This window comes from Aromatoleum toluolicum (assembly GCF_012911005.2).
GTDB classification, from domain to species: domain Bacteria; phylum Pseudomonadota; class Gammaproteobacteria; order Burkholderiales; family Rhodocyclaceae; genus Aromatoleum; species Aromatoleum toluolicum.
The window spans coordinates 1-21,602 of the sequence record NZ_WTVS01000067.1 but is presented as its reverse complement, the minus strand read 5'-3'; the positions used below and the strand labels follow the sequence as shown (position 1 = coordinate 21,602).

Here is a 21,602-nt window from a genome sequence, read left to right as displayed (position 1 = left end):
GGCTGCGCGTGCCGGCGCAGCCTTGGGTTACGGCAGTGGAGCGGATTACTTGACCGGCAGGCCCTTCGCCTTCCAGCCGGGCAGGCCGTCGCGCAGCCAGTTGACTTTGGTGTGGCCGGCCTTCATCGCGGCAATCGACAGCTTGTAGCTCTTCCAGCAGTCATGGCCGTTGCAGTAGGTCACGATCGGGGCCGCCTTGTCGCCCGGCAGCTTGCCCAGGTCGACGCTGTCGACGGCGACGTCGAAGTCCGGTTTCTTCTCGCTCTTTTCCTTGTAAGGCACGTTGATGGCGCCGTCGATATGCCCTTCAGCATATTCGGCAGCCGAACGGGCGTCGATGACCAACGCGCCCTTCGACTGCAGATCGCGGGCCTGCTCCGGCGTGACGACGGTTGCCCCGGCCAGACTGGTCGGATTGTCGACGGCGTGTGCGGCAAGGGCAGTGAAGGAAAACAGCGTGGCGGCGGCGATGCGTGACAGGATGCGAATCATTGAATCCTCGGGGTGTGTAAGAAAAAGTAAGCAAACGTGCATATTCGAATAGTAATACCTATTTAGGCGTAATGGTGATTTTTTGCCGCGCTGTGCTGCGCGGCGGCGTGAACGAAAACGGGCGCCCCCGAAGGGGCGCCCGTTGAACGACCGGACGACGGAGCGATCCGGAGATGCTCAGATGTGGTAGGCCGTCTCGCCGTGGGCGGTGATGTCGAGGCCTTCGCGCTCTTCTTCTTCCGGCACGCGCAGGCCGATCAGCACATCGACGATCTTGTAGGCGACCACCGACACGACGCCCGACCACACGATCGCGACGACCACGCCCCAGACCTGGCTGGTGACCTGCGCGGAGGTCGAGAACGGCGCGACCGCGTTGGCGACGTAGTCATACACGCCGACGCCGCCGAGGTCCGGGTTGGCGAACACACCGGTCAGGAGCGCGCCGAGGATGCCGCCCACGCCATGCACGCCGAACACGTCGAGCGCGTCATCGGCACCGAGCATGCGCTTGAGGCCATTCACGCCCCACAGGCAGATCACGCCGGCGAGCAGGCCGATCACCAGCGCGCCCATCGGGCCGACCCAGCCGCAGGCCGGGGTGATCGCGACGAGGCCCGACACTGCACCCGAAGCCGCACCCAGCAGCGAGGGCTTGCCCTTCATCAGCCATTCCGCGGTCATCCACGACATCGCCGCCATGCCGGTCGCGACCATCGTGTTGAGGAAGGCGAGCGCGGTCAGGCCGTTGGCTTCGAGGTTGGAGCCGGCGTTGAAGCCGAACCAGCCGATCCACAGCATCGAGGCACCGACCATCGTCAGCGTCAGCGAGTGCGGCGCCATCGATTCGCGGCCGTAGCCGATGCGCTTGCCGATCATGAAGGCACCCACGAGGCCGGCGACGGCGGCGTTGATGTGCACCACGGTACCGCCGGCGAAGTCGAGCGCACCCTTCTGGAACAGGAAGCCCGCGGTCGCAGCGGCCGCTTCACCCGCGGCGGCGTCGATGTAGGCATCCGGACCCGCCCAGTACCACACCATGTGGGCCATCGGCAGGTAGGAGAAGGTGAACCACAGCACCATGAACAGCAGCACCGCGGAGAACTTCATGCGCTCGGCGAAGGCGCCGACGATCAGCGCCGGGGTGATCGCCGCGAAGGTCGCCTGGAAGATGATGTAGGCGAACTCGGGGATCGCGACGCCCTTGCTGAAGGTCGCGGCCATCGAATCGACCGTCACGCCGCTGAGGAAGGCTTTCGACAAGCCGCCTATGAACGCGTTGCCCTCGGTGAAGGCGAGGCTGTAGCCGTACACGAACCACAGCACGATCATCAGCGAGAAGATCACGAAGACCTGCATCAGCACCGACAGCATGTTCTTCGAGCGCACCAGGCCGCCGTAGAACAGCGCGAGGCCCGGGATCACCATGAAGGCGACCAGCGCGGTGGAGGTCAGCATCCAGGCGGTGTCGCCCTTGTTGACCGTGGGGGCCGGCGCGGCAGCGGCCGGTTCCGCCGCGGCGGCCGCCTCGGCAACCGCGGTGACCGCCTCGGCGGCGGCCGGTGCATCCTCGGCACTGGCGAGCCCGGCGAAGCCGAGCGCCAGGACCGCAAGCAGTACGGCAAACAGTTTTTTCATGATGTTCTCCCTTACAGCGCGTCGGCGCCCGTTTCGCCGGTGCGGATGCGGATGGCCTGCTCGAGGTCGAAGACGAAGATCTTGCCGTCGCCGATCTTGCCGGTCGCGGCGGACTTCTCGATCGCCTCGATCACCTGTTCGAGCAGCTCGGTGCGCACGGCGGCCTCGATCTTCACCTTGGGCAGGAAGTCGACGACGTATTCGGCGCCGCGGTACAGCTCGGTGTGACCCTTCTGCCGGCCGAAGCCCTTGACCTCGGTGACGGTGATGCCCTGCACGCCGATCGCCGAGAGGGCCTCGCGCACTTCGTCGAGCTTGAAGGGCTTGATGATGGCTGTGACGAATTTCATGATGGTTTCCTTTCAGTCTTGCGGGGCCGGGGCCCCGCGGCGTTGCAGGCTCAGAAGGTCTTGGCGACGCTGAGGACGTAGCGGCCGTCGGCGTCGAAGTCGCTCTTGTCCTTCATGTCGGTATCCACGTAGTGCAGGCCCAGCGTCACGCCCGCGACGGCCTGGCTGACGCCGACCTTCCAGTCGGAGTAGGACTCGGCCGGGCCGGCGATCATCTGGTGGCCGTAGTGGGCGTTGAGCGTCGTGCCCGGGATCACCTCGTAGGCGGCCGACAGGTCGAAGTACTGGCTGCCCTTGGAGTCCGGCGCGCCGAACAGGTTGGTGAAGGAGTTCGAGTACTTGAAGGACAGGAACTGCCACGACAGGCCGACATAGCCTTCCAGCGTGTTCGGGTGCTTCAGGCCGATCGTGTTGCGCCAGCCCGAGTCGAACTCACCCGGGTAGACGTACTGCAGCAGGCCGACGTCGTAGCCGATGTCGCCGATCGTGCCCTTGTAGCCGCCGTAGACGTCCAGTTCGAGGCTGTTGCCCGAGTTTTCGCCGGTGCCGCGCTCGAGATCGCTCAGCCACGACACGTTCGATCCCCACACGCCGATGTACAGGCCGCTCGCATGCGCATAATCGAAACCGCCCTGCAGCGCCGGCTTCTCGTCGGTCTGGCTGATGCCGCGGTAGGCATAGTCGGACACGAGGGCGACGTTCGCGGCGATCGGGCTGTCGCCGGCGGCGGCCGTGCCGGAGGCGATCAGCGGAAGGCCTGCGGCGACGGCAAGGGCGAGGATGCACTTGTGCATGGTGTAGCTCCTTGATGGTTGGTGTTTGATAGCTGACGGCTCCTCCTTTGCACGCGCCGTGCCAAGTCGTTTGGTTGGTGTTGTAAGTTTTTGTTTTAACGTTGAAAATGCTTGAATAGAGGGGGTTTTCGGGGCGATCTTGTGCACATGCAGCAGAGCGTCTGATCGTCGGATGCACCGTCATGGTGCGTTATAGTCGATTTCGTGGTGCATGACGCCCCGCGCGGGCGGAGCGCTCACCGCAATGGGGCGGAGGGGGTGAGCGTCCGTTCGCGAACCTGCGCCCGTGCTAGACTTTTCCCCTTTGCTTTCGCCCCAGAGGTAACTTCATGGCAGGCCCCCGCTTCCTCGATGACATCGGCGCCAAGTTGTCCGAACTCGCCGCCAGCAATCCCGCCCGGGATTTCGAAAAGAACGCCAAGGCCCTGCTCGGCAGCGCCTTCGGCAAGCTCGATCTGGTCACGCGCGAAGAGTTCGACGTGCAGCGCGAGGTGCTCGTGCACGCGCGCCAGAAGCTCGCCGAGCTGGAAGACCGCGTCGCTGCGCTCGAATCCGAACTCGTGCGCGCGCGCGCCGACCGCGAAGACGAGTGAGCGGCAGCGCCCGTCCGCGCACCGCACGGCGTCGTATCGATGCCTTGTAGATAATCTTTCGTCATTGTCGGAGCCTCCGGTAGACTGAGCGCAGTCCATTCCGGAGGTACCGATGTCGCTGGCTCTCGTACGCACCAGGGCGCTCGCAGGCATGGGCGCGCCCGAGGTGACGGTGGAAGTCCACCTCGCCAACGGCCTGCCCGCATTCAACCTGGTCGGCCTGCCCGACACCGAAGTCCGCGAGGCGCGCGAACGCGTGCGCGCCGCGATCGCGACCTCGCAGTTCGAATTCCCGCAACGCCGCATCACGGTCAATCTTGCACCCGCGGACCTGCCCAAGGAGGGCGGGCGCTTCGACCTGCCGATCGCGCTGGGCATCCTCGCGGCGTCGGGGCAGGTGGATGCGGCGGGGCTCGCGCAGCACGAGTTCGTCGGCGAACTCTCGCTCGACGGCAGCCTGCGCGCGGTGCGCGGCGGCCTCGCGATGGCGCTGGAGAGCGGGCGCACCGGTCGCGCGCTGGTGCTGCCGGCCGCCAACGCCGACGAGGCGGCGCTCGCACGCGGCGCCACTGTGCTGCCCGCCGCCAGCCTGCTGGCCGTGTGCGCGCACCTCAACGGCCACTCGGCGCTCGTGCGCCGCCAGCCGCCGCCGGCCGCCGAGGGGCGGGACGACGAAGCGGATCTGGCCGAGGTCAAGGGGCAGCTGCAGGCGCGCCGCGCGCTCGAGGTCGCAGCCGCCGGGCAGCACTCGCTGTTGATGTTCGGTCCGCCGGGGACCGGCAAGTCCATGCTCGCGCGCCGCCTGCCGGGGCTGCTGCCGCCGCTCGACGAGGCCGAGGCGATCGAGAGCGCATCGATCCAGTCGCTCGAAGGCGGCTTCGACGCCCGCCGCTGGGGGCGCCGGCCGTATCGCGCGCCGCACCACTCGGCCTCCGCGCCGGCGCTCGTCGGCGGCGGCGCGAATCCGCGGCCCGGCGAGATCAGCCTCGCGCACCGCGGCGTGCTGTTCCTCGACGAACTGCCCGAATTCGACCGCCGCGTCCTTGAGGCGCTGCGCGAGCCGCTCGAGACCGGTAGCGTGACGGTGTCGCGGGCACGCCAGCGCGCCGAATTCCCGGCGCGCTTCCAGCTCGTCGCGGCGATGAATCCGTGTCCCTGCGGCCACGCCGGCGACAAGGGCGGACGCTGCCGGTGCACGCCGGACCAGGTCGCGCGCTATCGCGGACGCCTGTCCGGGCCGCTGCTCGACCGCATGGACCTCGTCATCGAGGTGCCGCTGCTCGACCACGCCGAGATGACCGCGCAACCGGCGGGCGAGACCAGCGCAGCGGTGCGCGAGCGCGTCGTGCAGGCTTGGGCGGTGCAGCGCGCGCGCCAGGGCGGCGCGAACAGCCATCTCGCGCCGGGGCGCGTCGATGCGCTGTGCGTGCCCGACGAGCAGGGCAAGGCCTTGCTCGAGCAGGCGATACGACGGCTGAATCTGTCCGCGCGCGGGTATCATCGCATCCTGAAGGTCGCCCGCACGATCGCGGACCTCGCCGGCGCCGAACGCGTCGGTCCGCCGCATGTGGCCGAGGCGATCCAGTACCGGCGCGGCCTCGACTCGCGCTGACGCGGCCGCCGTGGCGCGCGGGGGGCGCCCGGTACCGAACAACAACGACCCCAGGGATCCCCCCCCGATGCCCGCCACCTCGCCCTGGCTAGCGTTTGTCCTCGCGGCGCTCGCGGCCATCGGGCCGTTTTCGATCGACACCTACCTGCCCGCGTTCGGGGTGATGGGGGCGGAGCTCGGCGCCACGCCGCTCGAGATCCAGCAGACCCTCACCGCCTACATGGCGACCTTCGCCTTCATGGTGCTGTGGCACGGCGCGCTCGCCGACCATTTCGGGCGCCGGCTCGTGCTCATCGCCGGCAGCGGGCTGTTCGCGCTGGCCTCGCTGGTGTGCGCGCTGGCGCCGTCGATCGAATGGCTGTGGGCGGGGCGCGCGCTGCAGGGCATGGTGGGCGGCGCCGGCATGGTGGTCGGGCGCGCGGTGATCCGCGATCTCTTCGACGGCGCGCACGCGCAGCGGCTGATGTCGCGCGTGATGCTGATCTTCGGCGTCGCGCCGGCGATCGCGCCCATCATCGGCGGCCTGCTGCTGGCCGCAGCAGGCTGGCGCGCGATCTTCTTCTTCCTCGCCTTGTTCGGCGCCGTGCTGGCCGTCCTCACCTGGCGCTTCCTGCCTGAAACCCTGCTGGCCGAGCACCGCCATCCACTGCACCCGGTGCTGCTCGCGCGTGCCTACCGGCGCGTGCTGGGCAGCGGCGCCTTCGTGGTGCTGAGCGTGGCGGCGGCCTTCAACTTCAACGGCTTCTTCCTGTATGTGCTGTCGGCGCCGGCCTTCCTGATGCAGCACCTGGGCCTCGGCGCGCAGGAATTCGGCTGGCTGTTCGTGCCGGCGGTGGTCGGCATGAGCGCGGGCTCGGCGCTGTCGGAGCGGGTGGCCGGGCGCTGGCACGTGCGCCGCACGGTCGTCATCGGCATGACGATCATGGCGGTCGCGGCGCTCGCCAACCTGCTGGTCGCCACGCTGCTGCCGCCCGGCCTGCCGTGGTCGGTGCTGCCCATCGTGCTGTACACCTTCGGCATGGCCCTGTCGATGCCGAGCATGACGCTGCTGGCGCTGGAGCTGTTTCCGTCGCACCGCGGGCTGGCGTCGAGCTGCCAGAGCTTCCTGCAGGTCGGCATCAATTCGACCATCGCCGGCGTCTTCGCGCCGCTGCTGTGGCAATCGCCGCTGACGCTGGCGGCGGGCATGGCGGGCTTCCTGACGCTCGGCGCCATCGGCTTCGTCGCGTGGTGCCGCCGCGCCGGCGGCTGCCTGCGCTGAGGGGCGGCGATGCATGCACGTGCTGCGGGGCAGCACGCCGGACCGGCACGACGGCCATAACCATAATGACGAGGTGGATTTACAGAAAATCATGATCTCCGCTTCATGATCCTGCCGTGTCGCGTCCGGGCGCACGTGTCGATGATGTCGACATGTTCGCAGGCGTGACCCGGAGGGCGATGGAATGGACTTTGTGATGCCGCAGCTGGCCGTGGGCAGCCGCGCCGACGCCGCCGACGGCGCCGCGCTGCAGGCGGCGGGCATCGACACGCTGCTGTCGCTGGCGCCGCTGGCCCGACCGGCGGAGGTGGCGCTGCAGCTGGGGCTGGCGGTGGCCGACCGCGTGGCCTTGCCCGCCGCGACGATCCGCGCGGCCGCGGCCTTCCTCGCCGCTCGCATCGCCGCCGGGCACCGCGTGCTGATGCACTGCGAGCAGGGGATTTCGCGTTCCCCGGCGCTGGCGGCGTGTTTTCTGCACGAGCACCTCGGCCTGTCCCTCGACGAGGCCTTCGCCCGGGTGCGCGCCGCGCGCCCGCAGGCCGAACCCCATCCCGCGCTGGTCGCGTCGATCCGCGCGCACTACGCCGGTGCGGATGGCCCCGCGGTCGATCTGGCGGGCAACGAGAACCCCTTCGGTCCCTCGCCGGCGGCGTGCGCCGCGATCGCGCGCACGGCGGCGCGGCTGCACCGCTATCCGGCGGCCGACAGCGCCGAACTGCGTGACGCCCTTGCGCGCCGGCTGGGGCTTGCCGCGTCGCAGCTGGTGATCGGCAACGGCGCGTGCGACCTGATCGACCTCGCGCTGCGCGCCTTCGTCGGCGCCGGCGGCGAGGTGCTGATCCCCGATCCGGCCTTTCCCGCCTACCGCTCGGCCGCCGCGCGCGTGGGCGCCCGCGTCGTCACGGTGCCGCTGGCGGGCAGCGAATACTCAATCGACGAATACCTCGCGCGCCTCAGCCCGGACACGCGCCTCGTGGTCGTCGCCTCGCCGCACAACCCCACGGGGACGCTGATGGACCCGGCCGCTTGGGCGCGCCTGCGCGACGCGCTGCCGGCCGGCGCGGTGCTGCTGCTCGACGAGGCCTACCGCGACTACGCCGAGGGCCGCGCGCTGATCGACGCGGCGGCGGACGTGCGTCGCGGCGCCGCGGTGCTGGCCCTGCGCTCGCTATCGAAAGTCGAGGGGCTGGCGGGCTTGCGCGTGGGCTACGGTTTCGCGCCCGAAACACTGGTGCGGCGGCTCGCCGCGCTGTGCCCGCAGTACCACGTCGGCTCGCTGGCGCAGGCGGCCGCGCTCGCGGCGCTGGAGGACGAGACCCACCGCCGCGCCAGCATCGACGCGAACTTCCGCGGCCTGGAAATGCTGACGGCAGGGCTCACGCGTCTGGGGGTCGAGTTCGTGCCTTCGGCAGCGAACTTCGTGCTGCTGCGTGCGCCGCGCGATGCGCTGGCGCGCCTGGCCGAACGCGGCGTCGCCGTGAAGTGCATGGCCCGCTACGGCCTGCCCGGGCACATCCGCGTGAGCGTCGGCCTGCCCGCCGAGAACGCGCGCTTCCTCGCCGCACTGGGCGAACTGCTGCGCGAAGACCAGGACTGCCGGGACGCCGTTCCGGCCTGAAGGAGAACAAGCATGGTGATGATGATGGCCCCCGGCGGCACGCTGGAGATGGCGAAGACGGTGCTCGACGAGGGCGCGGACGCGGTGTACGTCGGCGTCGTCGGCTGGAGCCGGCGCGGCGCGCAGGACGAGCTCAACGACGACGAGATCCGCCACACGATCGACTACGCGCTGGCGCGCGGCAAGGAAGTGCGCGTGGTCGTGAACACGCTGCCGAGCTCGACCGAGCTGCCGATGTTCGTCGAGCGCGTCGAGCGCTATGCGGGCTGGGGCGCACAGGGCTTCATGATCAGCGACCTCGGCGCGATGCGGCTGGTGAAGGAGCGCCTGCCGCACGTGAATGTGCATACCAGCGTCGGCTGCGGCATCACCAACTACGAGGACGTGCGCTTCCTGCGCGAACTGGGCGCGGACTACGTCGTGCTGCCCTACCGCCTGTCGGTGGAGGAGATCCGCCAGATCAAGGGCGCGGGCAAGGTCGGCATCGAGGTCTTCCTGTTCAAGACGCCGTCGGGCGGCAAGATCTGCCCCGGCAAATGCAACATGAGCAGCTACTTCAGCTTCCGCCGCTGGCTCGACACCGAGGGCAAGGACCACTTCTTCGGCTCGGCCTCGCGCGGCGGCGACTGCCTGCGCGTGTGCCAGACGGAGTGGAACTTCAACGTCGACGACATCGATTACCGCATGCCGATGACGATCAAGACCAACCCGGCGCTGTGGCTGGAGGAGCTGCCGGACTACCTCGCCGCCGGCGTCGACTGCCTCAAGGTGCCCGGGCGCGACCGTTCTGCGGTGCTGGTGCGCGACATCGTGCGCGTGTATCGGCGCGCGGTCGACGCCATCCTCGAAACGGATCGCCCCGACCTCTCGGTGTTCGCCACGGAGCTCGAGATCCTGCGCGGGCGCTGGATGACCGAGCGCAACAAGCGCGACAACCGCCTGCTGCGCCAGGCGATCGACGAATCCGCACGCGTTTCCGCCGCCGCCGCGGCCGTGACCCAATAAGCAAGGAGATACACCATGTTTGAACTCTCGACCGACGTCGGCAACCTCAAGGAACTGCGCGAGGGCGATTTCTCGGCCTACGACGCGATCTACCTCGGCGACTTTTCCTGCCCCGAGTATCCCAACAACTTCAGCTCGCACGCGGAGCTGCTCGAAGCCGGGCTGCAGCACGTGCATGCGCGCGGCCAGAAGGCCTACCTGCGCCTGTACGCGGTGCCCGGCAACGACGACCTCGCGTGGGTCGGCGACGTCATCGATACCGCGCTCCAGCTGCCCTTCGACGCGCTGGAGGTGCATAACCTGGGCGTGCTGCGCATGCTGCGCGAGCGCGGCTGCACGGCGCCGATCCACCTCGGCGTGTTCGGCAACCTGTACACGCACGAGACCGCGAAGGTGCTCAAGGACTTCGGCGTCACGCGCGTGTATCCGAATCCTGAGCTGTCGCTCGACGAGGTGCGCTACATCGCCGAGCACGCCGACGTCGAGGTGCTGGTGCCGGTGCACGGCAAGATCCCGCTGGTGATCTCGGAGACCTGCTTCATCCTCGAACACAGCGAGGACGGCGCGGAGGGCGCATGCGGTGACGGCAGCTGTTCCTACCAGTGCACGCAGGACCATTGGCTCAAGCGCGGCCGCGGCGACGGCAGCCGCGCCGACTGGTCGCTGAAGGACACCGGCCGCATGACGCTGTCGGGCAAGGACCTGTGCATGGTCGAGCACGGCGGGCGGCTCGCGGACATGGGCCTGAAGCACTTCTACGTGCATAACAAGGGCGAGGCGCCGGGCTACGCGGCGGCGGTGGGGCGCATCTACCGCGACGCCCTGACGCGGGCCTTCGCCGGCGAGGCGGCGCCCGATTTCACGCCCGCGCTCGACGCGCTCGCGGGTCTCGCGCGCGAAGGGTTGTGCAACGGCTATTACTTCGAAGGCGCGGGCCAGCGCTACATCGGGCGGAGCTGATGATGGTGAAGCTGCTCGCCCCGGCCGGCTCGCTGGAGATGGCGCGCGCGGCGGTCGACGAGGGCGCCGACATCATCTACGTCGGCCCGCTCGGCTTCTCGCGCCGCCCCTACGAGTCAGAGATGAGCGATGACGCGATCCGCGAGGCGGCCGCCTATGCGCGGGTGGGCGGCGCGGAGCTGCGCGTGGTGCTTAACACCTTCCCGACGCCCTACGACTTCGGCCGCTTCGTCGACAAGGCCGTGCGTTACGCGGCCGACGGCGCGTCCGGCTTCATCGTCACCGATGTCGGCCTGATGCGCGCGCTGCGCCGCGAAATCCCGGATACGGTGCTGCATGTCAGCATCGGCAGCGGCATCAGCAACCTCGCCGACGCGGCCTTCTACCGCGACGCCGGCGCCGACGTGATCATCCTGCCCTACCGCTGGGACGTCGCCGAGATCGAATCCGTGCGGCGCGCGAGCGACATCGGGCTGGAGACCTTCCTGTTCGAGACGGTGCAGACCGGCAAACTGTGCCCGGGCAAATGCATCATGAGCAGCTATCTGCGCTTTCGCGACTGGCTGGAGGTCGAGGGCAGCCGCGACTTCCACGGCAGCGCGAACCGCGGCGCGAAGGAGTGCTACCGCGTGTGCCAGGCGAACTGGGAGTTCGGCGCGGCGGGCGCGGACCCGGTGGAGATCAAGCTGCGCCGCGACGCCCGCCTGATGCTCGCGCAGCTGCCGGGCTTCGTCGCCGCCGGTGTCACCTGCTTCAAGCTGTCGGGGCGCGAGCGGCCGGTCGGCATGATCCGCGACCTGGTGCGCTTCTACCGCCGCGCGATCGACGAGGTCGTCGCCGGCGCGAGCGACCTCGATCACCACGCCGCGGAGCTCGCCGAACTGCGCGGGCGCTGGGTGCGGGAGAAGGCGAAGCGCGTCGATACCCTGATGGACCGGGCGGCGGGCTATGTCGGCTGACATCTCGCAGGACGCGCCGCCCACGCTGCGTGCGGCGTTCGAAGCCACCGGCAGCGGCGCCTGGCTGATGCGCGCGATCGTCGCCTGCGGCCTCGACGAGGCGAACGGCTACCGCCTCGCGCTGCAGCTGGGCGACGACCGCATGCGCGGCGAGCGCCAGGCGACCGAGGCGCGGCTGATCGACGGCGAGGTCGACCTCATCGACACCGACTGGCTGTCGCTCGCGCGCCATCGCGCCGCCGGCCTGCCGCTGGTGGCGGCCGCCCCGTACGGCGCGATCTTCGGCGGCCTCGTCGCGCGACGGGGCAGCGCGCTGCGCAGCCTCGCGGACCTGGCGGGCAAGCGCATCGGCGTCGTCCACACGCAGGACAAGAACTGGCTGCTGCTGCGTGCCGCGTGCCGGCTGCGCCACGGCTTCGACCCGGCGGAGGCGTCGCATTGCATCGCCGCCGGCTCGAAGAGCGCCCTGCACGACGCCCTGTGCGGTGGCGCGCTCGACGCGGCGTTGCTGTACTGGCACCAGGTGCCTGCGCTCGTCGCGGGCGGTGCGTTTCGCGAGGTGTGCGACCTGGCCGCGCTGCTCGCGGCGCTTCCCGTCCCGCGGCCGCAGGTGCCGACGAGCTTCTTCGTCTGCCACGAGGCGCTGTCGCGCACGGCGCCCGCGCTGCTGCACGGCTTCGCCCGCTCGGCCGCCGCCGCGGCGGATCGCCTGCGCGCCGATCCCGGCCTGTGGTCGCGCGTCGCCGGCGTGCCGGCGGGCAGCTGGGCGGGCGCCGTGCTGCGCCGCAAGTGGCTCGCGCGCGTCGGCCTCCCGTGGGCGCCGCACATGGCCGACCGGCTGCAGGAACTCGCCGACCTGATGGCGCCACCCGGCGCTCCCCGACATGCACTGCCGGCCGGCCTCCTCGCCGCCGGTCTCCATCCCTGAGGTGAATGATGACGATCCTGATGGCTCCTGGCGGCAGCCTCGAAATGGCCTGCGCGTCGCTCGCGCGCGGCGCCGACTCCGTCTACGTCGGCCCGCGCGGCTGGAGCCGCCGTCCGGCCACCGACGAGCTCGACGACGGCGCGATCGCCGAACTGGTCGCCGAGGCCGCGCGCGACGGCAAGGACGTGCGCGTCGCGATCAACGTGATGCCTGCGCCGGACGAAGTCGGCCTGTTCCTCGACCGCGTCGCGAGCTTCGCGAAGATCGGCGTGAGCGGCGTGATGGTGTGCGACCCCGGCCTGATCCCGCTGGTGCGCCGCGCGCATCCCGCGCTGGACATCCACGTCAGCGTCACCGCCGGCGTGTTCAACGTCGAGGACGTGCGATTCTATGACGAACTCGGCGCCGACTACGTCGTGCTGCCCTACCGCTGGGGCGTCGCCGAGGCGGCACAGATCCGCGCCGCGAGCCCGATGAAGCTCGAGGCCTTCCTGTTCCAGAACCCGCATCGCGGACGCATCTGCCCGGGGCGCTGCTATTCGAGCAGCTACTTCCACGTCAAGCACCTGCGCGGCGACGACGACAAGGATCTCTACCTCGGCTCGGCGGCGCGCGGCGGCAGCTGCTACCGCATCTGTCGCGGCGAGTGGTCGCTCACCGCCGGCGATCGCCGCCATCCCGACTCGCCGCGCCTGAAGAGCAGCCCCGAGCTGCTGCTGTGGGAAGTGCCCGAATACGTCGCGATGGGCGTCGAACGCTTCAAGATTCCGGGGCGCGAGCGCACCGCGCCGCTGGTCGCGGACATCGTCGGCTTCTACCGGCGCGTGATCGACGCGGCGCTGCGCGGCGAACGCGTCGAAGGCTTCGCGCCGGAGTGGCTGGAACTCAAGGACCGCTGGAGCGGCGAGCGCGACAACCGCGACGACTCGCGCATCCGCGGGGCGGAACGGGCGGGCCGCGCGATCCGCGCCGGGGTCGCGGCGTGACAGCCGCGGCGGCCGCGGCCGGGAGCGCGCCGCTGTCGTCGGGCTGGATCCGCGACCTCGCCGCGCTCACCCCGGCGGACGCCCGCAGCGTGGGCAACAAGGCGCTGCGCCAGGGCCTGCTGCTCGCGGCGGGCTTCCCGGTAAGCCCCGGTTTCTGCGTCACGGCAGCGGCGATCGCAGCATGGCGCGAGGGCGGGGAAGGGCGCGAAGCGGTATGTGCCGCGCTGCTGGCGGCCTATCGCGCGCTCGGCGGGCGCGTCGCGGTGCGCAGCTCCGCGATCGAGGAGGACGGCGACGGCGCGAGCTATGCCGGCGTCTATGCCACGGAACTCGGCGTGCACGGCGAGGCGGCGTTGCTCGCCGCGCTGGAACGCTGCATCGCCTCGTGGGCGGAACCGGCCGCGGTCGAGTACCGCGCGCGGCTGGGGCATGCCGATGCGGCGCTGGCGATCCTCGTGCAGCGCCTCGTCCCCGCGGTCGCCGCCGGCATCGCCTATACGCGCGCGCCGCTCGACACCAGGCGCCGCGAGGTGCACGTCGATGCCGTGTGGGGGCTGGCGGAACCGCTCGCCGCGGGGCGGCACGCCGGCGACAGCTTCGTCCTGTCCCACGCCGGGCGCCTGCTGAGGAAGCGCATCGGCCACAAGCGCGAGGCGCTCGCCGTCGACGGCCCGCATCCGGTGCGTCCGCAGCGCGCGCGCGTCGCCTGCCTGACGCCCGCCGAGACGCGCGAGATCGCACTGCTCGCGCTACGCGCCGAGGCCTTCTTCGGCGGGCCGCAGGATGTCGAGTTCGCCGTCGACCTGTGCGGCGTGTGGCTGCTGCAGGCGCGCCCGCTCGTCGCCGCGAGCACGGCCGGCGGCGCGGGGCTGGAAAGCTACCTCGCCGGCGAGCGGCGGCGCCTCGCGAGGAAATTCACCGAGCTGCGCCAGCGCGGCCTGCTGCGCGGCAGCCAGCTCGTGCTCAGCAACGGCAATGTCGGCGAACTGCTGCCGACGCCGACGGCGATGAGTTTCGGCCTGTTCCGCGACATCTTCGCCGGCCGTCGCGGCGCGATCGTGACCGGGCGCCGGCGCCTCGGCTACCGCTTCGACGCGCGCTGCGTCGATCACCTGTACGAGCTCGTGGCCGGGCAACTCTGCTTCAACCTTGAAGTCGACGCGGCGACTTTCGGCGACGGCGCGGAGCCGCCGGTGGACGACTACCTCGACCGCGTCGCAGCCGACCCCTCGCTCGCGAACTACCCCGAAGTGCGCCTGTACGGCCGGCTCCCACTCGACGCCCCCGCCGCCGCCGTGCGGGAACGTTTTGAGCGGGGCATGCGCGCGGCGGCACGCGACTACCTCGCGCGCTACGAATCGCAGGTCGCCCCGCGCCTCGGCGTGCCGGCGGCGCTCGAGCAGGCCGTCGCTTCGGGCGATCCCCGCCGCGTGGTCGCCGCCGTGTCGGATCTCGTGCGCTTCCTGCGCACCGGCCCCTGCGTCGAATTCGTCATCGCCGCCCGCCTCGGTTTCCACTTCGCGGCCGAGGTCCGGCGCACGCTCGAAGCCCTGTTCGGATCGGACGGCGAAGCGCTGTGCGCGCGCCTGCTGTCCGGCCTGCCCGGCAGCCTCATCACGCGCCAGGCGCTGTGGCTGGAGGACGTCGCCGGGAGGCGCCGCAGTCGCGCCGACTACCTCGCCGCCTACGGCCACTGCGCCGACAACGAACTCGAACTCGCCGAACCGCGGCTCGCCGAGGATCCGGCCCGCCTCGACGAGCTGCTCGCGAACCTGCGCGCCAGCGGCCGCCGGCCGGCGGCGGAATTCGCGCGCCAGCAGGCCGCCCGGCACGCGGCCGAGGCGGAACTCGGGGAGTGCCTCGCCGCCGCCGGCGTCGACGAAGCCGCGCACGCGGCCGTCTTCGAGGCGCTCGCCTTCGCGCAGCACTTCCTGCCGCTGCGCGAGACGATCAAGCACCACTACACCGCCGTCCATGCGCTGGTCCGCCGCGCCGCGCTGCACCTCGCTGCGCACCTCGACTGGCCCGAAGCGCTGGTCTTCCACCTCCACACACGCGAACTGCCTGCCGCGTTGCGCGACCCGGCAGCGCTGCGCCGGCGCGCCGAGCGCCGTGCTGGCGAGCACGCGCTGGCGCGTCTCGCCGCGCGCCTCCACTGCGTCCCGGCCGTCGTGTTCGGCGCGCGCCTAGACGCCATCGGCGTGCCGACGGCGCGCGCCGGCGAGGGGGGCGATGCTGGCGAGGGGAGCGCCTGGAGCGGCGCACCGCTGTCGGCCGGCAAGGTGTGCGGCGTCGCACGCGTGTTCGCCCCCGGCGAGCCGGTCCCGGCCGAGGGCTGGCGCGGTGACGAGATCCTCGTCCTGCGCGCCGCCAACCTCGGCGTCACGCCGCTCTTCCGCATCGTCGCCGGGCTCGTCGTCGAAGTCGGCGGGCTCCTCGCCCACAGCGCCTGCCAGGCGCGCGAAGCCGGCATCCCCGCGGTCGCGCTGCCCGACGCGACACGCCTGATCACCGACGGCGCGCGCATCGTCCTCGACGGCGCCAGCGGCCGCATCGCCCTGGTCGAATCCTCCACCGGAAGTCACAGTGATGAATCCCTCCACGACCCCGCCGCCCAACGTCCAGAACAATTCGCCCCGGTTTGACCTTGACGGCCGCGTCGCGCTCGTCACCGGCGCGGGCGCCAACGGCGGCATCGGCCACGCGCTGGCGCTCGGCCTCGCGCGCGCCGGCGCCCGCGTCGCCATCGCCGACATCGACGCAGACGGCCTCGCGCAGACGGCACGCGAACTCGCGGCGATCGGCCCCGCGCCGCTCGCGCGCGTCGTCGACATTGCCGACTCCGCCGCCGTCGACGCGCTGTTCGCCGCGCTCGACGCCGACATCGGCAGGCTCGACATCCTCGTCAACGTGCCCTTCGCGTTCCCCGCGCGCGTGCGACCGCACGAACTCGCCGCCGCCGACTGGGAGCGCATGCTCGCCGTGAACCTCACCGGCTATTTCCTGTGCTGCCAGGCCGCGCTGCGCCGCATGCTGGCTGCGGGGCAGGGCAGCATCATCAACATCGGCTCCAACGCGGGGGAATCCGCGCTCGGGCGCGGTGCGCTGCCCTACGGCTGCACCAAGGCCGCGGTCCACCAGATGACGCGCGAGCTCGCCGTCGAATACGCCGGGGCAGGCATCCGCGTGAATGCCATCCTCCCGGCGCAGACCCTCACGCCCGGCCTGCGCGGCCACCTCGACAACCCGCGCTTCCGCGACCACGTCCTGCCGCGCATCCTCGCCGGGCTGCCGCAGGGACGCCTGCTCGACCCGAAGGACTATGTCGGCCCTGCCATCTTCCTCGCGTCCGACGCCGCGCGCGCCGTCAATGGCGTGCTGCTGCCGGTCGATGGCGGCAACCTCGCGATGAACGCCGGCGGCAGCCACACCTGGCCGGCGTGATGAAGGTGGGACAGTCGTGAAGCTCGTCCGCTACGGCCGCCGCGGTGGCGAACGCCCGGGGCTGATCGATGCCGACGGCGTGCTGCGCGACCTCGCCGCCCACGTCCCGGATATCGACCCCGCCACGCTCGCCCCGAAGGCGCTCGCTGCGCTGCGCCGCGTCGATGCGCGCACGCTGCCTGCCGTGCCGGGCCGCCCGCGCCTCGGCGTGCCCGTCGCCGGCGTCGGCAAGATCGTCGCCGCCGGCCTCAACTACCGCGCCCACGCCGCGGCCGGACACACCCTGCCGGACGAACCCATCCTGTTCCTGAAAGCCCCGTCGTCGCTGTGCGGCGCGCGCGACGCCGTGCGCCTGCCGCCGGGCGCCACCCGCGGCGACTGGGAGGTCGAGCTCGCGCTGGTGATCGGCCGCCGCGCCAGCCGCGTAACCCCCGAGCACGCGCTGGCGCACGTCGCCGGCTACTGCATCGCCAACGACGTCTCCGAGCGCGGCCTCCAGTTCGAGCGCGGCCCCACGTGGGACAAGGGCAAGAGCTGCGACACCTTCTGCCCCCTCGGTCCCTGGCTCGTCACCCGCGATGAAATCCCCGACCCGCAGGCGCTGGACCTCCAGCTCACCCTCGACGGCGCAACGATGCAGGCCTCGAACACCGCCGACATGCTGTTCACCTGCGCCGAACTCATCGCCTGCGCGAGCCGCTACATGACCCTCCACCCCGGCGACGTGCTCCTCACCGGCACTCCGCCCGGCAGCGGCTTCCTCCGCTCCCCGCCGCGCCACCTGCGTCACGGCGAAACGATGCGTCTCGGTATCGCCGGGCTGGGGGTGCAATGTTCGCGGGTGGCGGTCTCGCCAGCGTGAGGTTCGTCGATTTCGCAGGGAACTACGAAGTTGCGCGATCGGGCAACGGTAATCCTGTGCAAGCCGCGCGCGAAACTGCGGGATTACGGCCGGCGGCGAACGACCCGTTGCGGAGGTTGGTCGTCGGGATGATTCAACGGCAGGTTTCAGAGTGGAGCTGTCGCCCGTGACAGGGCACCTTGGGGGTCTGGTAGTACGTGACTTGGTCCAAGGTCGATTGCCCGCCTGCGGCCTTCAGCCCATGCGCCGCGCCGTGAGCTTTCCCGCGAGTCTGACCAGCACCCGCTTGGGACGCGGTTGATCGTGTGCTCATTCGGGTCCTCACGAGGAGAAGCCAGCCATATTTTCTGTGGGACCGTTGCATTCCCTGTCCTCGATGAGCGGCGACGGGAAGATCGGATTCCGGGATTCACGGCGATGGCGAGCGCGATCACGTCCATGCCTTAGTGTCGAAAATGCTCGGGCACGATGCCGTGGCGGGTCAGCTTGTCGTAGAAGGTCTTGCGCGGGGTGTGCAGTAATTCGGCGGCGGCCAGGACGTTGCCGCCGGTGCGTTGCAGGGCGGCGACCAAGAGGGCGCGTTCGGCAGCATCGACCTGTTCGGCCAGCGAGGCGCCGGGGAGGGCAAGCGCCGCCGCGCCGGGCAGGCCATCCTGCAGGCCGAGCGTCCAGCGGTCGGCCACGTTCTTGAGTTCGCGCACGTTGCCGGGCCAGTCGTACTGCTGCCAGCGGGCGAGGTCGGTCGGCGTCCATTCGGCCATCGGGCGCTGATAGCGTTGCGCCGCCTCGGCCAGGAAATGGGCCAGGAGCAGGGGAATGTCCGCCCGCCGCTCGCGCAGCGGCGGCAGGTCGAGGCTGACCACGTTGAGCCGGTAATAGAGGTCGGCGCGAAAGCGTCCGGCGTCGGATTCGGTTTTCAGATCGGCCTTGCTGGCGGCGACCAGGCGCAGGTCGACCGGCACCCCGGCGTTGCCGCCCAGGCGCTCGACGCTGCGTTCCTGCAACACGCGCAGGAGCTTGACCTGCAAATTCAGCGGCATGGTCTCGATTTCGTCGAGAAACAGTGTGCCACCGCTGGCGTGTTCGATACGCCCGATGCGCCGCTTGCCCGCACCGGTGAAGGCGCCCGCCTCGTGGCCGAAGAGTTCGCTCTCGAACACGCTTTCCGGCAGCGCACCGCAGTTGATCGCGACGAAGGCGCCGCGCCGGCTGCTCGCTTCGTGGATGGCGCGGGCAATGACCTCCTTGCCGGCACCGGTTTCGCCGTTGATCAGCAGGTCGACCCCGGTCGGCGCCAGCGTGGCGACCAGTTGGCGGATGCGTTGCATGGCCGGCGTCTGGCCGATGATGCGGCCGAGACCTGCATCGCCGAGCTGCGCTTTCAGGCGGCGGTTCTCCACCAGTAGGGCGCGCTTTTCCAGCGCGCTTCGCACGACGGCGATCAGGCGTTCGGAAGGAAAGGGCTTTTCGATGAAATCGTGTGCGCCCTCGCGCATCGCTTCCACGGCCATGGCCACGTCGCCGTGGCCGGTCATCAGCAGGACGGGCAGCTCGCGGTCGAGCTGGCGCAGTTCGCGCAGCAGGGTCAGGCCGTCGCGGCCCGGCAGGCGCACGTCGGTGACGACGAGGGCCGGGCAGCTGTCGGCCATGGCCTTGAGCAGGGCCTCGGCGTTGGAAAATCCGCGCACCGGGATGTCGGCGATGGAGAGCGCCTGCTCGCAGCCCTTGCGGACGGCCGCATCGTCCTCAACGAGATAGACGATGTCCTCAGCCATGGTGGGTGGCCTTCGCGTAGCTGTCACGGTCGAGATCGACCGTTTCGACGGTGAACTGGATTTCGAGGCCGGCGGGGCGGTCGACCGTCGGCGTCAATGCGGCGAGCACGGCTTCTGCCATCGTCTTCTTCACCCCGGGTGGGCGTCCGCCGAGCAGCGCGATCCGGACATGGACGAACGCGCGCGGCGCCGGCTCGATACCGACCCGCCAGGCGTCGAGGCGCAGGGCGCGGCTCTTGATGTCGCTCTCGCCAAAGATGCCGCTGTCGACCGCCGCGCGGTTGATCGCGAGCAGTGCGGCGGCCGGGTCGAAGGCCGGCAGGTTGTCGGTGTATTCAAGTGTCAGGTGGGGCATCGGAATCTCCGTCCGCCGGCAGGGCGAGCACGAATTCGGCGCCCCCGCCCGGCGCGTTGCGCACGGTCAGCGTGCCGCCGTAGCTTTCGGCGATGGTGCGGGAAATGGCGAGGCCGAGGCCCAGCCCTTCGCCCGCCGGCTTGGTCGTGAAGAAAGGTTCGAAGAGGTGGGCGTGTGCCTCATCGCTCAGACCGGGGCCGTGGTCGCGTACGCTGAGCTCGCGCAAGTCGCCCACCGTCCGACAGTCGATGACGAGCAGCGGTTCGGACTGGCCGGCCATGGCGTCCAGGCCGTTGCGCAGCAGGTTGACCAGGATCTGTTCGACACGGCCGGCTTCGGCGATGACGCGCCGGTCCGGGGCCGGCGCCGGTGTCTGGATGCGCGCCCCGGTTTCCCGGCGACGCGGTTCGACGATGAGCAGCGCGTGCTCGATGGCGCGATCGACGGTGACCGGCTGCGGCGTCGGCACTTCCTTGCGGGCAAAGCTTTTCAGCTGGCGGACGATGCGCCCGGTGCGGGCGACGAGGTCGGAAATCATCGCCAGGTTCTCGGCCGCTTCGGGCAGTCGATCGCGGTCGAGCAGGGCGCGGGCGTTGTCGGCGAGCGTTTGCAGCGCGGCCAGCGGCTGATTCAGCTCGTGGCTGATGCCGGCCGACATCTGGCCCAGCGTAGCGAGCTTGCCGGCCTGCACGGCAGCATCCCGCGTCTCGCGCAGGATGGCCTTGGTCTTCTCCAGTTCGGCGATCTGCGCGGTGAGGTCGGCGGTGCGCGCCGCGATGCGCGTTTCCAGGCTGGCATGCACCCGGCGCAATTCTTCGCGGCGGCGCGCACGGTGGCGCAGGTGGGCGATGAGGCCGAGCGCGAAGGCGGCGGCCAACGCGAGGACGGTGGCCTGTGCGGTTGCGGCGCTGCGCGCCTCGTCCGGATTGCCGAGCTCGACGATCTGCCAGCCCTGCAGCCCGACCGGGCGGGCATGGACCAGGCGTTCGCGGGTGGCTTCGCCGGGCAGGGCCAGGCGCAGCGGCCCTGGCTGGTCAAGCCGGACCGGGCGATCGGCCAGCGGGGCGACCGGCTGTTCGCCATATTGGCGGGTGTCGCCCAGCCGGGCCGCGACCGGCTCGGCAAGCGGCGCCAGGCTGCGGTAACGCAGGGCTCGCGACGAAGCCAGGAAAACGATGCCGTTGCCATCGACCAGGAGCAGCGGATCGGCACTGTTGGCCAGGGCCTGTTCCAGCGCGTCGAGCTGCTGCTTGAGGACGACGACGCCGAGCAGACGCTGGTCGCGGCGGATCGGCGCGGCCAGGAAATAACCGGGTTCGCCGGTGGTGACGCCGACACCGTAGAAGCGGCCGAGGCCCTTCTCCAGCGCATCGCGGAAATAGGGGCGAAAACTGTAGTCGTGGCCAACGAAGCTACGCGGCTGGCGCCAGTTGCTGGCGGCGACGGTCAATCCCTGGGCGTCGATCAAGTAGGCGACCGCGACCTGCGCGCCTTGCTGTGCGGCTTCGAGATAGACATTGGCGGCGGCGAGGCGGGCGGGGTCGTGCGGGGCATCGAGCAGGGCGGCCAGCGTCGGGTCGAGGGCGAGCAGGCCGGGCAGGGTTTCGTGGCGGGCGAGCGCGGCTTCGAGCGACAGGGCGAGTGCGTCGAGGCGGTGCAGCGCATCGCGCCGGGCGTGGTCGAGGTGATAGGCGAACAGGCTGCGGAAGGCCAGCCAGCCGATCAGCAGGCACAGCGCAAACGCCGCCCCGGCCAGGAAGGCGGGGCGGCGCAGCGCGGAAAAATCGGCATTGAAGCGGCTCACCCCGACATCCTACCGATTTTGCCCATTGCCTCAGTCGACCGCCGACAGCTTCATTTCGGCATTGGCGTGGCGCTGCTGCTCCTCCATGACGAGCCGCCCGAGCTCGCGCTTCAGTTCGTTGAAGGCGGGGGAGGCGGGGTCGCGGGGGCGCGGCATGTCGACATAC

The 21,602-nt window shown here is 70.6% G+C and carries 19 protein-coding genes; 12 read left to right on the top strand and 7 right to left on the bottom strand.

Annotated elements, in window-relative coordinates:
* Nucleotides 1-45: 45 nt before the first annotated feature.
* From GPA27_RS22895 to GPA27_RS22880, 4 genes are all read right to left on the bottom strand, one after another.
* Nucleotides 46-492, bottom strand: a complete 447-nt coding sequence (locus GPA27_RS22895; protein ID WP_169142739.1) for a rhodanese-like domain-containing protein — start codon at nt 490-492, stop codon at nt 46-48.
* A gap of 177 nt (nt 493-669) precedes the next feature.
* Nucleotides 670-2,130 (bottom strand): ammonium transporter, encoded by a 1,461-nt coding sequence (locus GPA27_RS22890; RefSeq protein ID WP_169142738.1) that lies wholly within the window; start codon nt 2,128-2,130, stop codon nt 670-672.
* An 11-nt stretch (nt 2,131-2,141) separates the two neighbouring features.
* Nucleotides 2,142-2,480, bottom strand: a complete 339-nt coding sequence (gene glnK / locus GPA27_RS22885; RefSeq protein WP_076600318.1) for a P-II family nitrogen regulator — start codon at nt 2,478-2,480, stop codon at nt 2,142-2,144.
* Nucleotides 2,481-2,530: 50 nt separating this feature from the next.
* On the bottom strand, nt 2,531-3,274 hold the full coding sequence (locus GPA27_RS22880; RefSeq protein WP_169142737.1) for a TorF family putative porin: 744 nt from the start codon (nt 3,272-3,274) through the stop codon (nt 2,531-2,533).
* A 329-nt stretch (nt 3,275-3,603) separates the two neighbouring features.
* Here GPA27_RS22880 and GPA27_RS22875 point away from each other — a divergent pair, with 329 nt between their 5' ends.
* The 12 genes from GPA27_RS22875 (at nt 3,604) to GPA27_RS22820 (ending at nt 17,502) form a co-directional block, all read left to right on the top strand.
* A complete protein-coding gene (locus tag GPA27_RS22875) occupies nt 3,604-3,867 on the top strand; it encodes an accessory factor UbiK family protein (RefSeq protein ID WP_169142736.1) in 264 nt (87 codons plus the stop codon).
* A gap of 112 nt (nt 3,868-3,979) precedes the next feature.
* Nucleotides 3,980-5,479, top strand: coding sequence for a YifB family Mg chelatase-like AAA ATPase (locus GPA27_RS22870; protein WP_169142735.1), 1,500 nt, complete (start codon nt 3,980-3,982; stop codon nt 5,477-5,479).
* Between the two features lie 67 nt (nt 5,480-5,546).
* Nucleotides 5,547-6,740, top strand: coding sequence for a multidrug effflux MFS transporter (locus GPA27_RS22865; protein WP_169142734.1), 1,194 nt, complete (start codon nt 5,547-5,549; stop codon nt 6,738-6,740).
* 184 nt (nt 6,741-6,924) lie between these two features.
* Nucleotides 6,925-8,358: an aminotransferase class I/II-fold pyridoxal phosphate-dependent enzyme gene (locus GPA27_RS22860; protein ID WP_169142733.1), complete on the top strand. Its 1,434-nt coding sequence runs from the start codon at nt 6,925-6,927 to the stop codon at nt 8,356-8,358.
* A gap of 12 nt (nt 8,359-8,370) precedes the next feature.
* Nucleotides 8,371-9,363, top strand: coding sequence for a peptidase U32 family protein (locus GPA27_RS22855; RefSeq protein WP_169142732.1), 993 nt, complete (start codon nt 8,371-8,373; stop codon nt 9,361-9,363).
* 15 nt (nt 9,364-9,378) lie between these two features.
* Nucleotides 9,379-10,323, top strand: coding sequence for a peptidase U32 family protein (locus GPA27_RS22850; RefSeq protein WP_169142731.1), 945 nt, complete (start codon nt 9,379-9,381; stop codon nt 10,321-10,323).
* A complete protein-coding gene (locus tag GPA27_RS22845) occupies nt 10,323-11,282 on the top strand; it encodes a peptidase U32 family protein (protein WP_246261394.1) in 960 nt (319 codons plus the stop codon). Before GPA27_RS22850 ends, GPA27_RS22845 begins: the two co-directional genes overlap by 1 nt.
* Nucleotides 11,272-12,210, top strand: coding sequence for an ABC transporter substrate-binding protein (locus tag GPA27_RS22840; RefSeq protein ID WP_169142730.1), 939 nt, complete (start codon nt 11,272-11,274; stop codon nt 12,208-12,210). The genes GPA27_RS22845 and GPA27_RS22840 overlap by 11 nt, the downstream gene beginning before the upstream one ends.
* A 5-nt stretch (nt 12,211-12,215) precedes the next feature.
* Nucleotides 12,216-13,196 (top strand): peptidase U32 family protein, encoded by a 981-nt coding sequence (locus GPA27_RS22835; protein ID WP_246261392.1) that lies wholly within the window; start codon nt 12,216-12,218, stop codon nt 13,194-13,196.
* On the top strand, nt 13,193-15,841 hold the full coding sequence (locus tag GPA27_RS22830) for a PEP/pyruvate-binding domain-containing protein (RefSeq protein ID WP_169142729.1): 2,649 nt from the start codon (nt 13,193-13,195) through the stop codon (nt 15,839-15,841). Before GPA27_RS22835 ends, GPA27_RS22830 begins: the two co-directional genes overlap by 4 nt.
* On the top strand, nt 15,786-16,640 hold the full coding sequence (locus GPA27_RS22825) for an SDR family NAD(P)-dependent oxidoreductase (protein WP_169142728.1): 855 nt from the start codon (nt 15,786-15,788) through the stop codon (nt 16,638-16,640). The genes GPA27_RS22830 and GPA27_RS22825 overlap by 56 nt, the downstream gene beginning before the upstream one ends.
* A 16-nt stretch (nt 16,641-16,656) precedes the next feature.
* Nucleotides 16,657-17,502 carry a fumarylacetoacetate hydrolase family protein gene (locus GPA27_RS22820; RefSeq protein ID WP_169142727.1) on the top strand — a complete coding sequence of 282 codons (846 nt, stop codon included), beginning with the start codon at nt 16,657-16,659 and terminating at the stop codon, nt 17,500-17,502.
* Between the two features lie 443 nt (nt 17,503-17,945).
* Here GPA27_RS22820 and GPA27_RS22815 read toward each other — a convergent pair whose 3' ends face one another.
* Genes GPA27_RS22815 through GPA27_RS22805 form a run of 3 tightly spaced genes read right to left on the bottom strand, consistent with a single transcriptional unit; the run spans nt 17,946 to nt 21,436 of the window.
* Nucleotides 17,946-19,277: a sigma-54-dependent transcriptional regulator gene (locus GPA27_RS22815; RefSeq protein ID WP_169142726.1), complete on the bottom strand. Its 1,332-nt coding sequence runs from the start codon at nt 19,275-19,277 to the stop codon at nt 17,946-17,948.
* Nucleotides 19,270-19,632, bottom strand: a complete 363-nt coding sequence (locus GPA27_RS22810; protein WP_169142725.1) for a 5-carboxymethyl-2-hydroxymuconate Delta-isomerase — start codon at nt 19,630-19,632, stop codon at nt 19,270-19,272. Before GPA27_RS22810 ends, GPA27_RS22815 begins: the two co-directional genes overlap by 8 nt.
* Nucleotides 19,613-21,436: a sensor histidine kinase gene (locus GPA27_RS22805; protein WP_256223088.1), complete on the bottom strand. Its 1,824-nt coding sequence runs from the start codon at nt 21,434-21,436 to the stop codon at nt 19,613-19,615. Before GPA27_RS22805 ends, GPA27_RS22810 begins: the two co-directional genes overlap by 20 nt.
* Nucleotides 21,437-21,602 lie beyond the last annotated feature (166 nt).

Bases quoted from the DNA above. Each gene is read 5' to 3' on its own strand.
- GPA27_RS22875 (WP_169142736.1), top strand. From the start codon at position 3,604: ATGGCAGGCCCCCGCTTCCTCGATGACATCGGCGCCAAGTTGTCCGAA.
- GPA27_RS22810 (WP_169142725.1), bottom strand. From the start codon at position 19,632: ATGCCCCACCTGACACTTGAATACACCGACAACCTGCCGGCCTTCGAC.
- GPA27_RS22860 (WP_169142733.1), top strand. From the start codon at position 6,925: ATGGACTTTGTGATGCCGCAGCTGGCCGTGGGCAGCCGCGCCGACGCC.
- GPA27_RS22840 (WP_169142730.1), top strand. From the start codon at position 11,272: ATGTCGGCTGACATCTCGCAGGACGCGCCGCCCACGCTGCGTGCGGCG.
- GPA27_RS22845 (WP_246261394.1), top strand. From the start codon at position 10,323: ATGATGGTGAAGCTGCTCGCCCCGGCCGGCTCGCTGGAGATGGCGCGC.
- GPA27_RS22895 (WP_169142739.1), bottom strand. From the start codon at position 492: ATGATTCGCATCCTGTCACGCATCGCCGCCGCCACGCTGTTTTCCTTC.
- GPA27_RS22880 (WP_169142737.1), bottom strand. From the start codon at position 3,274: ATGCACAAGTGCATCCTCGCCCTTGCCGTCGCCGCAGGCCTTCCGCTG.
- GPA27_RS22825 (WP_169142728.1), top strand. From the start codon at position 15,786: ATGAATCCCTCCACGACCCCGCCGCCCAACGTCCAGAACAATTCGCCC.
- glnK (WP_076600318.1), bottom strand. From the start codon at position 2,480: ATGAAATTCGTCACAGCCATCATCAAGCCCTTCAAGCTCGACGAAGTG.
- GPA27_RS22850 (WP_169142731.1), top strand. From the start codon at position 9,379: ATGTTTGAACTCTCGACCGACGTCGGCAACCTCAAGGAACTGCGCGAG.
- GPA27_RS22855 (WP_169142732.1), top strand. From the start codon at position 8,371: ATGGTGATGATGATGGCCCCCGGCGGCACGCTGGAGATGGCGAAGACG.
- GPA27_RS22890 (WP_169142738.1), bottom strand. From the start codon at position 2,130: ATGAAAAAACTGTTTGCCGTACTGCTTGCGGTCCTGGCGCTCGGCTTC.
- GPA27_RS22870 (WP_169142735.1), top strand. From the start codon at position 3,980: ATGTCGCTGGCTCTCGTACGCACCAGGGCGCTCGCAGGCATGGGCGCG.
- GPA27_RS22815 (WP_169142726.1), bottom strand. From the start codon at position 19,277: ATGGCTGAGGACATCGTCTATCTCGTTGAGGACGATGCGGCCGTCCGC.
- GPA27_RS22865 (WP_169142734.1), top strand. From the start codon at position 5,547: ATGCCCGCCACCTCGCCCTGGCTAGCGTTTGTCCTCGCGGCGCTCGCG.
- GPA27_RS22835 (WP_246261392.1), top strand. From the start codon at position 12,216: ATGATGACGATCCTGATGGCTCCTGGCGGCAGCCTCGAAATGGCCTGC.